Annotated in this window: 9 protein-coding genes and 1 pseudogene; 9 read left to right on the plus strand and 1 reads right to left on the minus strand. The window is 49.8% G+C overall.

The genetic code is table 11. The annotated features are described in order from the left end of the window. Positions 1 to 48: 48 nt before the first annotated feature. Positions 49 to 1,422: pseudogene (locus AC5JMP_RS02250) on the plus strand (2-isopropylmalate synthase); the annotation flags it as partial. A gap of 76 nt (positions 1,423 to 1,498) precedes the next feature. Here the strand turns inward: AC5JMP_RS02250 and AC5JMP_RS02255 are convergent. Continuing rightward, entirely contained in the window at positions 1,499 to 2,305 is an 807-nt protein-coding gene (locus AC5JMP_RS02255) for a Uma2 family endonuclease (RefSeq protein WP_495849801.1), read from the minus strand. 189 nt (positions 2,306 to 2,494) lie between these two features. Here AC5JMP_RS02255 and AC5JMP_RS02260 point away from each other — a divergent pair, with 189 nt between their 5' ends. The 8 genes from AC5JMP_RS02260 to AC5JMP_RS02295 all read left to right on the plus strand — a co-directional run bounded on the left by AC5JMP_RS02260 (position 2,495) and on the right by AC5JMP_RS02295 (position 16,597). Next, complete coding sequence (locus tag AC5JMP_RS02260; RefSeq protein WP_495849802.1) at positions 2,495 to 4,402, plus strand: ATP-binding protein; 1,908 nt, start codon at positions 2,495 to 2,497, stop codon at positions 4,400 to 4,402. An 821-nt stretch (positions 4,403 to 5,223) separates the two neighbouring features. Further along, positions 5,224 to 5,514, plus strand: coding sequence for a hypothetical protein (locus AC5JMP_RS02265; RefSeq protein WP_495849803.1), 291 nt, complete (start codon positions 5,224 to 5,226; stop codon positions 5,512 to 5,514). Positions 5,515 to 5,654: 140 nt separating this feature from the next. Continuing rightward, on the plus strand, positions 5,655 to 8,279 hold the full coding sequence (locus tag AC5JMP_RS02270; RefSeq protein ID WP_495849804.1) for a TonB-dependent siderophore receptor: 2,625 nt from the start codon (positions 5,655 to 5,657) through the stop codon (positions 8,277 to 8,279). A gap of 25 nt (positions 8,280 to 8,304) precedes the next feature. Further along, entirely contained in the window at positions 8,305 to 9,339 is a 1,035-nt protein-coding gene (locus tag AC5JMP_RS02275) for an ABC transporter substrate-binding protein (RefSeq protein ID WP_495849805.1), read from the plus strand. Next, entirely contained in the window at positions 9,336 to 10,097 is a 762-nt protein-coding gene (locus tag AC5JMP_RS02280) for a thioesterase II family protein (RefSeq protein WP_495849806.1), read from the plus strand. Before AC5JMP_RS02275 ends, AC5JMP_RS02280 begins: the two co-directional genes overlap by 4 nt. A gap of 246 nt (positions 10,098 to 10,343) precedes the next feature. After that, positions 10,344 to 11,399, plus strand: a complete 1,056-nt coding sequence (locus AC5JMP_RS02285) for a helix-turn-helix transcriptional regulator (protein ID WP_495849807.1) — start codon at positions 10,344 to 10,346, stop codon at positions 11,397 to 11,399. Positions 11,400 to 11,604: 205 nt separating this feature from the next. Further along, a complete protein-coding gene (locus AC5JMP_RS02290; protein ID WP_495849808.1) occupies positions 11,605 to 13,113 on the plus strand; it encodes a 3-oxoacyl-ACP synthase III family protein in 1,509 nt (502 codons plus the stop codon). A 1-nt stretch (position 13,114) separates the two neighbouring features. Beyond that, positions 13,115 to 16,597 (plus strand): non-ribosomal peptide synthetase, encoded by a 3,483-nt coding sequence (locus tag AC5JMP_RS02295; RefSeq protein WP_495849809.1) that lies wholly within the window; start codon positions 13,115 to 13,117, stop codon positions 16,595 to 16,597. Positions 16,598 to 16,611: the final 14 nt, after the last annotated feature.

The following is a 16,611-nucleotide window of genomic DNA, read 5'->3' on the forward strand; positions in this document are numbered from 1 at the left end:
CTAATGGTGAAGAGGCTTGCAGCATCTTCTTAAGATCTCAAATGGGTTCTATACAATGCTACCTCTCCCGTCTTTCGGCGCGCTGTTTTTGGACTCGATCAAGCCGGAACTATTGAGATGGCGGTTTCCAGCGCTCTGTTATGTCGTCAACTTGCCGCAGAACAACCCCAAACTCACTGGCGCTTTGAGTATTCGCCCGAAACCTTTACCGCCACAGAGCTAGACTTTGCTCAAGAGATTTGTAATGCCGTTCTCAATGTCTGGCAACCCAGCTTAGACCGAAAAGCTATCATTAATTTACCTGCTACGGTTGAAGTGGCAACGCCCAATGTCTATGCCGATCAGGTGGAGTGGATGCACCGCAATCTGGCTTACCGCGATCGCATCATCTTAAGCGTCCATCCCCACAACGATCGCGGTTCGGGCATTGCCGCCGCTGAACTGGCACAGATGGCAGGAGCCGATCGCGTTGAGGGCTGTTTGTTTGGCAACGGCGAACGTACAGGCAATGTGGATTTGGTGACGTTGGCGTTAAATCTCTACACGCAGGGCATTCATCCCCAGCTTGATTTTTCGGACATTAACAAAGTGGCGCGATCGGTCGAGCATTGCACTCAACTCCCCATTCATCCACGCCACCCCTATGTCGGTGATTTAGTATTCACGGCTTTTTCGGGTTCGCATCAAGACGCAATCAAAAAAGGCTTTGTCGTTCAGCAGCCAGATGACCTCTGGGAAATCCCTTATTTGCCGATCGATCCAGCCGATTTAGGGCGTAGCTATGAGTCTGTGGTGCGGGTGAATAGCCAGTCTGGCAAGGGCGGCATTGCTTTCTTGTTAGAGCAAGAATATGGCTTGGTGTTACCGCGCCGATTGCAGATTGAATTTAGCCAAGTGGTGCAGCAGGTGATGGATACGAACGGTACAGAAATGACGGCAGGTATGCTCTGGGAATTATTCGATCGCGAGTATCTCAAGATTCATTCTCCGTTGAAGTATGTGTCTCATGATTTGTCCCCGGCAGCTTCAGTAAATTGGTCGGAAGATCAAGTACAGATCATCTCAGTTTTGGTGAAAAATGAAGATCAAACCTATTGCCTCACAGGTCACGGCAATGGCGTGATCGATGCCTTAATGAACGCGCTTAACCCTGCTTTAAACGCGAGTCTCAATATTCAGCATTATGAGGAGCGATCGCTCAGTCGAGGGAGTGATGCTTTGGCGATCGCCTATATTGAGTTGATGGGCGATCGGATAGGCGATCGGACAAGTTCAGTCTGCGGCGTGGGCATTGACTCAAACTTCACAACGGCTGCTTTGCTAGCTGTGATGAGTGCCGTGAATCGGATGTTGAACCGATTAGGGATTAATGTTCAGGAGCGGCTTGCACGGCTTAGCACTGGGCAAAAATCTGAAAAGTGAGGCAACTTAAAGGGTTTGTTGTGAGAGGCATTTCACAGCAAACCCTCTGCCAGATGAAAACTCAGCGTATGGTTGCCTAAAGATCATCAGGATCGATGCCTCGCTGTCGCAGTTTAGCGATCAAAGCCTCGTGCTGCTGTCTTTCCTGGTCTATCTTTCGCTGCGCGTCTGAGAGCTGCTGTCGCGCGCCTAAGAGCTGCTGTTGCACGTCTGAGAGCTGCTGCTGTGCTGCCTCCTCAGGCAATGGCACAAGTTCACCCGCCGAATTATAAAAACGCAGCCAGTGACAGCTACCCGTTGTCGGCTCTCGATCGACTATACCCTGCCAAGCACCCAGCCACAAGCCCAGTGACTCGCACCAGAGCCATCCGCGATCGTCATGCTGCAAAGGCTGATATTGGTTACGCACCAGCGTCCAGCCCGCAAACGAACTCGCATCAAAGGGATCAAAAACAAAGTAGTCTGACGTTTTGAAAATCCGTTCGTAAAGATCTTTTTTAATCGTTTGATCTATTTTTGCTGTGCTGGATGAGAGCAGTTCCACAATCACATCAGGATAGCGACCTTCTTCTTCCCATACCACCCAGCCTTGTCGCTCACGATCGCTCTCTACATCAAGCACCACAAAAAAGTCGGAACCTCGGAAGTCACGATTCATTGCTTGATTGCGACTATAGTAGACAAACATATTGCCGCCCGTGAAGTAATTAGTGCGCTCGCCCATGGCTTGAGGCAGCGATCGAATCAACAAGTTCATGGCAATGCGGTGTCGATTAGTCTCCAAGGGTTCTCCATCATCGAAGATGAGATTATCTGGGGGCAACGGTTGCCAGTCAAGTGGCATATGAATCGGCTGTGACAGTTTGGGCGTAGCGTCAACCATGCTGAGATGGCTCCAAGCTGAGGTGTATTTCTAGGATATCGCATCAGCTACAGGTGATAAAGTAAGGTAAAGTCCACCGTAGCGCCATGTGTAGCGTCACAGCAGCCTCACAGCCCTTACAACCTGCCTCGTCTTTTCAAGCGCTGTGTCAGGATAGATAAATGACTAGCCCTCAAATCCTTTTGAATCATGGTTTCAGACATTGACTCCCGCCAACCCGCTAACGCCAGAGCCAGCGATATCTTCGACGTTTTCCATTTCAAGCACTACTTAGGTCCTAATCCTTATTTGCAAAGCGGAGCCTTCGTATTTGACTTTGCCTTGAGCGGCTACGGCGAGCCTCTGCCCATCAAAGCTTACGTAGACTGGATTTCACAACGCTTTCCTCAGTTTAGGGATCGATCGTTTGAGTCTCATGCCGAGCTGTTTGCCCAGACTGCGGTTGAATTAGGCAAGCTAGAAATGGATCTGCGCTGCGATCGCCATAGCCTCAAGTCGCTAGGCAAGGCAACCCGGATCGCCATTGAGTCCCTGCATGAATCTACCAGCCGGGGCGTAGTTTATGCCGTCTGGGATTGGTTTGAAGATATTTCCCGCGATCGCTACTTCAACCTGGATGGACAAATTCAGATCTTGCAGAATCGATTTCGGCGATCGTCCTATGGCGGGCCGACGGTGTATGCGCTGTTGAATGCAGCGTACATTAGAGGTATTCCCACCTTTTATCTGCCTGACGAAGGATTGATGCAGTATGGCTATGGCAGTAAGCAGGTGCGCGGGATCGCCACTACCTTTAATGCAGACAGCCATCTCGATTCCGATTTCACGACTCGCAAGGATGACTGCAAAGCGTTTTTAGCCACGCTGGGCTTCCCCGTGCCCAAAGGAGAGATTGTCTCAACTCGAAAAGCCGTGCTGGAAACAGCGCAGCGGATTGGCTACCCGGTCGCCATCAAGCCCGTTGTGGGTCATAAAGGGATTGGGGTGACGGCAGAGGTGCAAACCGATGACGAAGCTGAGCGAGCATTCGATCGCGCCGTCAAAGCGCATCCAGAAGGGGAGCCGATCCGAGTAATTGTGGAGCAGCATATTTATGGCAATGACCACCGCTTGCTGTGCGTCAACGGCAAGTTTGTTGCGGCAACCGAGCGTCATCCGGCCTCAGTGATAGGCGATGGCAAATCCACGATTGCTCAACTCATTGAAGACGAAAACGCCAAACCCGAACGACTCGATACGCCTACCTCTCCGCTGGGCAAGATCATCAGCGATGATTCAATGGAGCATTTCTTGGCAGAACAAGGCTTGACGTTGGATAGTGTGCCAGGGCGCGATCGCCAGATCTATCTGCGCAAGGTGGCGAATTTGTCATCGGGGGGCACGAGTCTAGACGCAACTCTTAAGCTGCATCCTGACAACATCATCTTGGCGCAGGATATCGCTCAGCATTTTCAATTGGTATGCCTGGGCATTGATGTCCTGACTCCTGACATTTCTCGCTCCTGGAAAGAGGGCAAGTTTGGCATCGTTGAGATTAACTCAGCACCCGGTGTGTATATGCACTTACGACCTGCCGTAGGAGAAAGCGTAGATGTAGGTGGGGAAATTATTGAAAACTTCTTTGCATCAGCTGAGGAATCCAGAATTCCTATCCTTAGCTTTAACTACATTCCTGTAGATGAACTGAAGGAGTTGATTGACGATATCTCCGTGAAGCATCCCCATTGGGCGATCGGTGCCATCTGCCAAGAGGGCGTGTTTGTCGATCGCAGTGAAAAGCAGATGATTGGCAGCTATAGTACTAAAGTACAAAGCTTGCTCCGCAATCCTAAACTAGATTTATTGATTGCTGAGTATTCTGAAAGGATACTTGAGGAGCAGGGCATGTTTTATGACAAGAGTGACATTGTGATTCTGAATGAACCGACCGAGATAGAGATGATGCTGACTCAGAACATTGCTGATGATGCGACGATCGTCATTAAGCAAGGAACCATGATCACGGTTCGTAGTAAGGGTTTGCTCAATCAATATCAGCTGGGAGAGCAGGAGCCATTCAAACGAATTTACTGGAAGGAAATTTCTGCTATTCTGTAAGGCTGGCTAGAATCTCTGACTGAGAAAAAGTCACGCTTGTCCGCACGAACTGAGACACCAAAATGCTACCAACTTACAGCAATTTTCAATTGCATAAACCACAGTTATTTTTGTAGAAGCCGCGCGGAGCGCGGCTTCTACAAAAATAACCCATACTTAATCAAGCGCAAACCGCTGTAAACGAATTTATGGGCACATCGAACCTCAGAAGCGGCTTGGCAATGCCAAGCCCGTACCGGGATCTGTAGTGGTTCCAATTCAAATTGGTATGACATCATTCAGAGACATTAGTGTCGGATTGTACAAGCAGACCATAATAAAGTCCCCAGTGAAGCCGTCAACTTCAGCGGGGACTTTTGCTAGAGAGACAAGCAGCCAGGGTAAATCTCCCTAGTGTCAGCCATCTATTTGATAGGGCAAACAGCAGAAGAAGTTTGGTTACAAAAGCCACCATCTCCAGCAACAGCAAAAGCTCTATAGCCCTACGTAATTGAGTTAGCTTGTCTAGTTTTCGGGGTACAACATCATAATAATCGATGGTTCTGACTTTAACCGACAGGCAGAAGAACGGGGCGATCGCCGAGAGGTTAGTATTCCACCATTACCGCCAGTCGCGGCTGAGGAAGTGCCACCTAGTGAAGCTGCTGTACCTACGGAAACTTCTCCTGCAAGCGCACCTACACCCAATGAGTCTGTTCTAGGAGATGTGCAGCTAGAGCCTCATCAGGATCCCCGCCAGAGCAGCAGCTGAGTCACCCGCTGCGCTAACACCTGAGGCAGCTACCTCACCTGATCCGGTTGCACCATCAGTATTAGAGTCTGTGCCGTCATCAGATTTCCCTACACCTGCTGCCGCTGCACCGTCGCCGGGGCCTGCCAACTTGCTGCTGCCCGAACCTGCCAATGAACTACTGCCTGAACCAACCTATGAGGCTTCTCCCATACCTGCTTATGAAGTTCCACCGAAAGCTGCTTCAGCTTCAGAGGTTCCTGTTGCCCCCCTAAGTCAACAGAACTACGCTATGCCCAAATGCACTCTTGAAACCGAAAGGCGACAGCAACGGAGAATTCAAAGCAAGCCTAACATTGGAGAAGTCCTTCCTACTCCATAACAAAGGCGTAATTGTGGAATAGACTTCGTCCCATTTCACAAAGAAAATACTCCGTTTGACAAAGAAAAACGGTCTCCAAATCACCTACTGTTACTTAGTGCCTCTTGTTGAGAAAGTTTCTTAATTGTTGAGGTGCTCTAGTGTCTGGTTTGACTTTTGGCTGGGAGTGCGAGGATATGATTGCGAGGGCTTGCATGTTTTGGATGGGGCGATCAGTTCAATTGGCCATTGGGCTGTTTCTGTTGCTAGGTCAGTCGGCGATCGGCCACGAAGCTAATACACAGGCAGCAGAAAATATTTCTGCCTCAGAGGTTCTGTATCTGAAGCAGAATGAAAGCGAACCGACTACCCTTGATCAAGAGCTTGAGCAAATTACCCAAGCTGTTGATCAAGCTGCCATAGCAGAAATTACGGGCATCCGATTAGACACGACTGAAGGAGCGCTTGGACTGATTCTGGAAACGTCTGGCGAGCTGTTTCCCACAACATTAGTGATAGGCGATGCACTGATTGTTGAGATTGCTAATGCAGTGCTGGCACTGCCTGACCGTGATGAGCTTCTTGCCAGCAACCCAGTTGCTGGGATTGCACAGGTCAATGTCACCAATCTTCCAGGTAATCGGGTACGAGTTGCCATTACTGGAACTGATGCCCCACCCAAGGTTGAGATTATTTCTGAATCATCTATGCTGACGTTGAGCGTAACGCCAGAAACTTCAACTGCTGAAACTGGGGCAGATGATTCTATTCAAATTGTTGTCACAGGCGAACAGGAAGAATACTTCGTTCCAGAGGCGAGTACCGCGACAGGGACAGATACGCCCGTTTTAGATGTCCCCGCATCAATTCAGGTCATTCCCCGTAGGGTGCTGGAAGACCAGCAGGTGATTCGACTGGATGAAGCACTGAACAACGTCAGCGGTGTGACGACGGCTGGCACATCTGGCAACACAAACCTCAATTTCAATATTCGAGGGTTTGATAATGCTCCCGTTTTGTTGGATGGCTTCAGAGACTTCGGGGGGTTTGAGGGGTCAATCCCAGAAACCGCCAATCTTGAGCGGATAGAAGTCCTCAAAGGGCCAGCTTCAATTTTATATGGAGAGATTCAGCCAGGGGGGGTAATTAACCTGGTCAGAGAGCAGCCCCTAGCAGAGCCATTTTATCAATTCGGATTGCTAGCTGGAAATCGAGGCTTGTTTCAACCTCAAATGGACATTGCGGGTCCTTTAACCTCAGATGGACGCTTGCTCTACCGACTGAATGCGTTGTATCAGAATAGTGATGGATTTACAAACTTCGATCAAGAATACGATCGCGCTTTTGTTGCCCCTGCCCTAAGCTGGCAGATTGGGGAGCGCACGGATTTAAACGCCTACTTGGAATACACCAATGAACAGGCACCGCTTGATAATGGTTTAGTTGCCTTCGGCAGTGGTGTCGTCGATGTCCCATTTGAGCGGATTATTGGCGAACCTGATGATTTTACGGACAGCGAATTCCTCAATATTGGCTATGACTTGGAACATCGCTTTAACGACGATTGGCAAATCCGCAATGCCTTTCGGTATACCAATCGCGATCTTCTGGATGTGGGTGCCATTCCATTTGGATTTGACGAAGCGACTGGCATTGTGACCCGGTTCGCAGGAGAGCAAAATTTCGACACTGAAAATTATTCGCTGCAAACCAATGTCGTCGGAGAATTTGCGACTGGATCGATCGACCACACGCTGCTATTTGGCGTTGATCTGAATCGAACAGACGACAGAGATGTCACGAGGCTTGATACCTCTACCCCTCTGCCCCTGAATATCTTTGACCCTGATTATGGAGCGTTTGCCGACGTTAGCCTTGATAACTTGCCGCTGGCATTCAATGTAGATACCCAAACGGATAGGCTCGGCGTTTATCTGCAAGACCAGATTGAATTTCTAGATAATTTGATCTTACTGGCAGGAATCCGCTATGACACCGTAGAGCAAACCATAGTCAACTACCCGGCTGCTTTCGCCCCTAACCGCTCTGAAACCACTCAAAATGATCAGGCCTGGACTCCTCGGTTCGGACTTGTGTATCAACCCATCCCAGAAGTTTCGCTTTACGCTAGCTATTCCCAATCGTTTACCCCCAACACAGCCAGAACATCCTCAGGCGATCCTCTAGCCCCTGAGCGGGGCGAGGGCTATGAAGTGGGAGCCAAAGCAGAACTTCTTGATGGCGACTTGTTAGTCACGCTGGCGTACTTTGATATTACCCGACAGAATGTTGCCACGCCTGATCCTGGCGATCCGTTTTCCTCGGTGGCAACGGGAGAGCAGCGCAGTCGTGGAGTTGAACTGGATGTGGTGGGAGAAATTTTGCCGGGATGGAATGTGATCGTCACCTATGCCTACATTGATGCGGAAGTGACAGACGATAACTCGATTCCTGAAGGCAACCGCCTCTTCAATGCGCCTGAACACAGTGCCAGTCTGTGGACGACCTATGAGATCCAACGGGGCAATTTACAGGGATTAGGATTTGGTATTGGATTTGACGTTGTGGGGGAACGCGAAGGTGATTTATCCAATAGTTTTCAGGTGGACAACTATTTTCTCACCAATGCTGCCGTTTATTATCGACGCAGTAACTGGCGATTTGCAGTCAACGTTAAAAACCTGTTTGATATTGACTATATTTCAGCTACTCAAAATAGTAGAACCAGTGGAATTGAACCCGGCGCTCCGCTCAGTGTGATTGGCTCAATTTCAGTAGAATTTTGACCTCACCTCAAATCTACCTCTTACAATGATTCGGCTTCTAATATTCGCCATATTGACAGCGTTTGCGATCGCCGCCTGCCAGGGCGACTATCCAGCCGTTAATCCTACCCGTCCCTCATCCTCTGGCCTAACCGACTGTCGGATGATTCGGCATGAGCTAGGCGAAACCGAAGTTTGTGGTCAGCCCCAGAGGATTGTGGCACTGGGTCCCTACGTCCTGGAATCTCTGCTTACCTTGGGTGTTCAGCCAACCGGATTTGCGGATGACATGATGCTGCATCAGGGAGATTATGACGATCCCAGTCAACAAATTCCTTATCTGGGTCGTCAAATCACTCAGCCGTTGGCCAATGTTGGCTTATCATCTAGCCCTTCGATCGAAGCCATGCTCAAGATCCAGCCCGATCTGATTTTGGGTACGGGTAGTAATGCCAGCCAGTATGAAACCTTTTCTAACATGGCTCCCACCTTACTGCTCAAGTGGGCTGATCCGGAAGCGAGTTTGAGGACAATCGCCCAAGCCGTTGAGCGTTCTGATCAAGTTAAACCCTTGTTGGCAGCAACAAAACGGCGAATTGCGTCGGCTCGTGCTGCCTTTGCCCCACTTGTTGCTAGCCATCCCAAACTGCTCTTGCTCAGTTCAGGTCAATTACAGGAAATTAATTTAGGCAACGCTGCTCATGGGCTTTGCAGTTCCCTCATAGAATCGTTAGGATTTCAACTTGTGGCTCCGCCCGGATTCGATAGCTCTGAAGCCAACTCACTGGTGCCTATTTCTCTAGAAACATTGCCGCAATTGAATGACGCTGACTCAATCATTCTGCTAGGCAGCAATTTTAGCGAACTCAAGCAATTCAAGGGTGCAGGTGACTTTGAAGAACACCAACTGGCGAATTTAAAGCAGGCATGGCAAAAAAATGCAATTGCCCAATCCTTACAAGCCAGCAAATCTGGGCGGGTCTATTTTGTTCCTGCCTATCTCTGTTTGGGATTGCCCGGTTCCATTGGTACCGAGTTATATCTTAAGGAACTTCAAGACCAGCTGTTAACTGACTTATGACCTTTACTCCCCACATGCTCAATCGTTGGATTAAATGCATCACGCCTAATCCAGATGCAGACCTGCGGTTGTTTTGCTTTCATTACGCAGGGGGTAATGCATCCGTCTTTCGGACTTGGTCAAATCATATCCTCGATCGTGTCGAAGTTTATTCTATTGAGCTTCCTGGACATGGAACGCGATTAATGGAGCCAGCATTCGATCGCATACAACCCTTGATTCATGCCTTAAAAACTGCTCTGTCACCCAGCTTGACTCAGCCCTTTGCCTTCTTTGGTCACAGTATGGGAGCATTGATTAGCTATGAGTTAGGGCAGGCTCTGCGACAGAATCATAATCTGTGCCCTACTCATCTGTTTATATCAGGTCATCGGGCACCCCATATACCCGATCAAGATTTACCCATCCATGCTTTACCCCAAGCGGAATTTCTGGATACTCTGCGTCGCTATAACGGCACACCGGAAATCATCCTGCAAAATGCTGAACTGATGGAGCTACTGCTGCCGACTCTACGGGCTGATTTTGCCTTGGTTGAAACTTATACTCACACGCATCAATTCCCTTTAGATTGCCCCATCACGGTATTTGGTGGCTTGCAGGACTGGAAAACGAGCATCAATGATTTAGAAGCTTGGCGCGGATACACCCGTGCGACCTTTTCCCTGCAAATGCTTCCAGGCGATCATTTTTTCATCCATTCGAGGCAGGCTTCACTTCTGCAAGCGCTTAATGCTGCCATCAGTCGGCACTGCTAGTCGAACGGTTAACACCTGCTTTGTGAGCGTGTGGAGCGCGCCCACAAAAATGTTCTAAGCGTAATGGATACAGTTCTAAAGCCTAATTTTTCCCGCGCAGTGCGCGGGAAAAATTAGGCTTTAGAGTTTTAGGGCGCGCTCTGCACGCCCTAAAAACCATTGATGATCAACAGAGATTTGCTATAAAGCGTCAATCGTACTGTAGACTAATAAGAATTAATTGCAACTAGCTGGAACAGACTCTGAATGAAAATTGCGATTCCTTCAGCAAGCAGGACAAACATACTGACAACAGCAGAGTTAGACGCTCTGTTTGAGCAAGCTCAGCAGCAGGGCGAATCGATTTTCCAACGAACAGCGTCAGAAGTGAGAGTTAATCTGCCGAAACAGCTTGGGTCTGGAGGCGATCGCATCATTCACCTGCGAGGGGGGCTAACCCTGCATATTCGCAACGGCAAACTCTGGGAAACAACCCAGATGGAGCAACAGCATGCGCCTGTCTTTCCCTTGACTGCCAAGTTTTATCTGTCTGGCTCTTCTAGAGTGCAGACTCAAGGGATTTCAGGAATTCAGTCCGATTACGAAGAAGTAGCAGGGTGTCATTATCTCTACCACTTACCTGATGTAAAAGAGATTGAAGAATGGCAAGCTCATGAACTTAATCAGGTGGTGATGATCTATGCCGAGGTCGATTACTTTCGATCCTTCAATTGGGCTGGCAATGATTTACCTAGACCGTTGCAGGCACTCATGCAGTCCAATGTGATTCAACGGTTTCACCAATCGTTAGGAAAGACTACGCTCTCTATGCAGCAAGTCCTTCAGCAGATTATCCACTGTCCGTATCAGGGCATCATGCAACAGCTTTATCTAGAGGGTAAAGCCTTAGAATTATTGACACTTCAATTTGCCCATTGGACTGCAACAGATCGCTCTACCGAACTCAGTTTATCTAGAGAAGCCCTATTGCGTTCAGATGATATTGAGCAGCTTCACCATGCCAGAGAAATTCTCATTCAACACTCTACCCAGCCCCCTTCACTGATTGAATTAGCCCGTCAAGTTGGCATCAACGATCGTAAGCTCAAGCAAGGGTTTCGTCAGCTGTTTGGCACCACTGTATTTGGGTATTTGCACGACTATCGGATGCAGCAGGCTAAACAGTTGCTGCACGACTCAGATCTTTCGATTGCGGCGATCGCAACCACCATTGGCTATAGCAATCCAGAGGCATTCAGCACTGCTTTCCGGCGCAAATTTGCTGTGAGTCCAAAAGCCTATCAGCTCAGTCAGCGCTTCTAGCGACAAAAGTCCGCTTTGCAAAGGAAAAAGTCCACTTTACAAAGAAAACCCTGGCTTCAGCCCCCTATTATTTTCATGTCACTATTTGCAAAAGATTCTTGATTACTAATCTCCATGATTAGTTCACAGCTAACCTGAGCGGCTACTGCCCCCTAAGTTAAACCTTCTACAAGATTTTTTTACCACCCTTCATCGGAGTGATCGCATGACGGGTTCCGCCGTTGGTATTTGTTCGCTGGCTGTCAGCTTTCCAAGCGTGATTCGGACAAACGAGTATTGGTACGAAACGTTTCCAGAGCTGGCTAACGCTCAGGCTAAAAGAGTTCGCTCATCCAAAACTCGGTCTTCCTACAGCAATCCTGAGCTTGATATCTGGTCACAGGAAGTAGCGCCTTACTTAAATGATCCGTTCCGGGGCAATGTTGAGCGACGAATTTTGGCTGAAGCGGAGTCACCCCTGATGCTGGAGTGCTGTGCCGCTCAAGACGCGCTGGCGGCAGCGAACCTTTGCCCTGACGACATTGAGCTGGCGATCGCTAGCACCCTCTTTTCAGAGCTTGGCGGCAACGCGCCCTATCTTGCCCGCCAGTTGGGATTACGCTGTCCTGCCTGGAATCTGGAATCTACCTGTTCGAGTGCGTTAGTTGCTCTGCAAACTGCCCATCGCTTGGTGCAGGCAGGAGAGTATCGTAATGCGCTAGTGGTGGTTTCACAATTTGGCTCTCGTGCGGTAGATGAAGCCGATACCCTCTCTTGGTCGATGGGAGACGGGGTGGGGGCATTGGTGGTCAGTTCGCTCCAGCCCAATCAGGGCATTTTGAGTATCTCTCTCATCAGCACCCGTGAGACGTGCGGGGCTTACGCGCATGAGCTAGTTGCCGATGCCCAAGGCGTGCCTCGGATGCGGACTCGAACGGGGGAGAATGCCAGTGCGATCGCTGAAACTGCCGTAGCGTTTGTCCGCACCTGCTGCGAAGAGGCCGTCAAAAAGGCGGGCGTTCAGCTTGATCAAATCGACTTTTTTGCCTTTAATACGCCCACAGCCTGGTACGCCAGCGTCTGTGCTCGATCCTTGGGGATCGATCCAGCCCGGACGATCAACCTTTATCCGCGATACGCCAATGTGGGGGCGGTTTTGCCGATCGCCAATCTCTACCACGCGGCTGCATCAGGCAAACTGCGCGAAAACGACCTCGTTCTCGTTTACACGAATGGTGCAGGGGCAACGGCTGGCGCTACCGTGATGCGTTGGGGAAAAGCGGGATTAGGGACAATGCCTGCGCCGCCTCTGCGCGTTACCGCAGAGCAAGAAAAGGTGCTTTGCGCCGGGGCAGATGTAGCAGAAAAATCTTTCGATTCAGGCATACTCTCTAGAGAAGAACTGCTAAAGGCTGAGCCAACGCAAAGACAGCAGAGGCTAGAAGCCTATCTTCTGAACTGGCTGGCAACCTCGTTGCAACTCCCCCCAACTCAGCTCACGTCTCAACAATCTTTTGCTACATTGCTGGACTCCTTACTGGCACTAACGCTGAAAAGCCGGATTGAAACAGATCTACAGGTGCAAGTACCAATGGAACAGTTCTTTGGTGAAACCACGATCGCCCAGTTTGCAGAACGAGTCCTTAACCAGTTGATCTTAGCCAGCTTAACTGCACCGAATTCAAGTTCTACTGCCGATACTCCCGCAGAATACCGAGAAACATTGAGTCTGTAATATGGAACTACATTCACTGTTAACGACTCTCTCTAGCAACGGTGTCAAACTTGCTGTCAACGGCAATTCACTGGAGGTTGACGCTCCGCAAGGCGCGATCACCTCCGAACTGCGCTGCGCACTCGCTGAGCATAAGGCAGAGATTATCCAGTTGTTAAACAGTCAGGTTGGCAGTGGAGCCGCCCTTCCAAGCCTCACGCCCTTGTCTGAATCACGCTATGAACCGTTTCCCCTAACGGATATGCAATATGCCTTCTGGGTCGGAAGGAGCGGCGTATTGGAGTTAGGAGAAGTTGCCAATCATGGCTATTACGAAATTGAAGGACAGAACTTAGACCTGGAGCGACTGAATGCCGCACTGCAAACGCTGATCGATCGCCATGATATGCTGCGGGCGATCGTCCTAACAGATGGTCAGCAACAGGTGCAAAAGACCGTACCGCCTTATCAAATGCAGGTGTCCGATCTGAGAGGAAAGGCGGAAAATCAGGTTCGCCAAACGCTGGAAGAAATTCGCGATCGCCTCTCTCATCAGGTGGTGCCTGCTGATCAGTGGCCGCTGTTTGAATTTTGTGCAACGCGCCTGGATGGAGACAGGGTGCGACTGCATATTAGCTACGATTTGCAGGTGTTTGATGCCTGGAGTTTGTTCCGTCTGTTTGATGAATGGGCGCAATTATACACGCATCCGGATGCACAGCCTGAAACGATATTACCCCCATTAGAACTCTCGTTCCGCGACTATGTGCTGGCTGAGCAAGCGCTGCAAGCCACGGAACTGTATGCGCGATCGCAGGCATACTGGCTGAGCCGTTTGGATACTTTACCTGCCGCTCCCGATTTACCGCTGGCTAAACACCCTAAAGATCTGAAGCAGCATCGGAGTCAGCGCTACGAAGCTCGATTAGAACAAACCGATTGGCAGCAGTTGAAGCAGCGATCGGCACAAATGGGCTTAACGCCCTCTGCACTATTGCTAGCAGCTTTTGCCGAAATCCTGGCGGCTTGGAGCAAGCACCCACAATTTACAATCAATCTTGCCCTGTTCAATCGGCTGCCCCTGCATCCGCAAGTCAACTCCCTGATTGGCGATTTCACCTCCGTCACGCTCTTAGCGATCGATCATTCCACTCCCGCCTCTTTTAGAGATCGAGCTATTCGTCTCCAGAAGCAGCTTTGGCAAGATTTAGAACACCGATACTTTAGTGGGGTGCGGGTGATCCGAGAGCTTGCTCGGAAACAAGGCACGCCGCCAAGTGCGATGCCAATCATTTTCACGAGTACGCTGGGCTTCCGCTCTCTGGGACAGGAAACCCTAACCTTTAGCCACTTTGGCGAGAGGGTCTATGGCATTAGCCAAGCCTCTCAAGCCTGGATGGATGTGCAAGTTTGGGAGGAGAAAGAGACGCTGACCTTTAATTGGGATGTGGTAGAGGGATTATTCCCAGAGGGGCTAATTGATGCCATGTTTGAGTCCTATGGGCGGCTTCTCAAGCAGCTCGCCCACACTGAATCTAGCTGGGTAGAAACAACGCGCTCCCTCCTGCCTCCAGCTCAACGGTTGCAACGAGAGGCAGTCAACGCGACAGATGCACCTATTCCAGATACACTCTTACATGATTTATTTATAGAGCAAGTTCCTATTCACGCAAACGATCCGGCAGTCATCACCTCGCAATGCATCTTGACGTATCAAGAATTGTCCGATCGCGCTAACCAAGTCGGACATCGATTGCGTCAGTTGGGAGTTGTTCCTAATCAAGGGGTGGCGATCGTCATGGAGAAAGGATGGGAGCAAATCGTTGCCGTCCTGGGTATTTTGGCCTCTGGAGCCGCCTACGTGCCCCTTGATCCCACCTTGCCACAGGAACGTCTAAGATATCTTCTAGAGAATAGTCAGGCGACGATCGTTCTGACTCAATCTCGACTGGTAAAAAAACTGAAGTTACCTGAAGGCGTTCACTGCCTATGCGTCGATGCTGGTGACTTCGATCGGCAGAGTGTAGAACCGCTCTCGTCTGTCCAATCTGCTGATGACTTAGCCTATGTCATTTACACTTCCGGTTCTACGGGCAATCCCAAAGGCGTGATGATCACCCATCGCAATGTGGCGAATGTCGTGGTTCACACTAACCAACGCTTTCAGGTGAATGCCCAAGATCGAATTCTGGCTCTGACCGCACTGCATCACGATCTATCGGTGTACGACATCTTTGGTTTGCTGAGCGCGGGGGGTGCGATCGTCATGCCCGACGCGGATGCTGTCAAAGACCCTAGCCACTGGGCAGCCTGGATGGAACGCGAACAGGTGACGCTGTGGAACTCCGTTCCCGCTCTCATGGAGATGCTGGTAGACCAGGCTGAAGAACAGGCGATCGACCTCCCCAACAGTCTGCGGTTAACGATCTTAGGAGGTGATTGGCTACCCGTTTCCTTACCCGATCGCCTCAGAAAGTTAGTGCCTACTACGCAAATCCTCAGCATTGGCGGACCAACGGAAACCACCATTTGGAATATTGGATATTTGATCGAACAGGTTGACCCAGCGTGGAAGAGTATTCCCTATGGTCAGCCGATGGCAAACTCAAAATATTACATTTTGAATGACGCTCTAGAAGACTGTCCGGTTTGGATTCCTGGTCAGATGTACTGTGCCGGAGTGCAGGTGGCAAAAGGCTATTGGCGCGATCAAGAAAAGACTCGCGCTCAGTTTATCACCCATCCTCACACGGGAGAGCGACTCTACCGCACGGGAGATTTAGGTCGTTATTTGCCCGATGGACAGATCGAATTTTGGGGACGCGTCGATTTCCAAATCAAGATTCGGGGACAGCGGATTGAGGCGGGTGAAATTGAGGCAACTTTGACCCAGCATCCGCAGGTGCGATCGGCGATTGTTGCTGTGACGCCACATCCTGATCGGCTAGTCGCCTATGTGGTGACTAATTCTGAATCCACCACTTCCCAATTCATCGCTAACCCTGAAGAACTCAAGCAGTTCCTCCATCAGAAGTTGCCTGCTCATATGGTGCCATCGGCGTTTGTGTTTTTGGACGCATTCCCGCTATCAACCAATGGCAAAGTCGATCGCAATGAATTACTCCTGCACGACGCTCAAATTCACGCCGTAGAGGCGACATATATTGCCCCTAACAATGAACTGGAGCAAACGGTGGTCGCCATCTTTCAAGACATTCTGGAACTATCCAAAGTAGGCGTTAATGATAACTTCTTTGATATGGGAGGAAACTCATTATTGCTGGCGAAAGTGTATCGATCGCTTCTCAACGCATTACCAGATGAAACAACGTCAATTTCGCTGATCGATTTATTTCATTACCCAACGGTGAAAACATTAGCTCAGCGCCTCAATCAAGATCAATCTGCTCCTGTGTTCATGCAGCCGATCGCCGATAGAGAACAAAAGTTAGCCCAAGGAAAAGATCGTCTCAAACAGCGCCTGAAACAATCCAAGCAGACCTAAATTTCTTAAGAATT

Source organism: Drouetiella sp., from assembly GCF_059504425.1.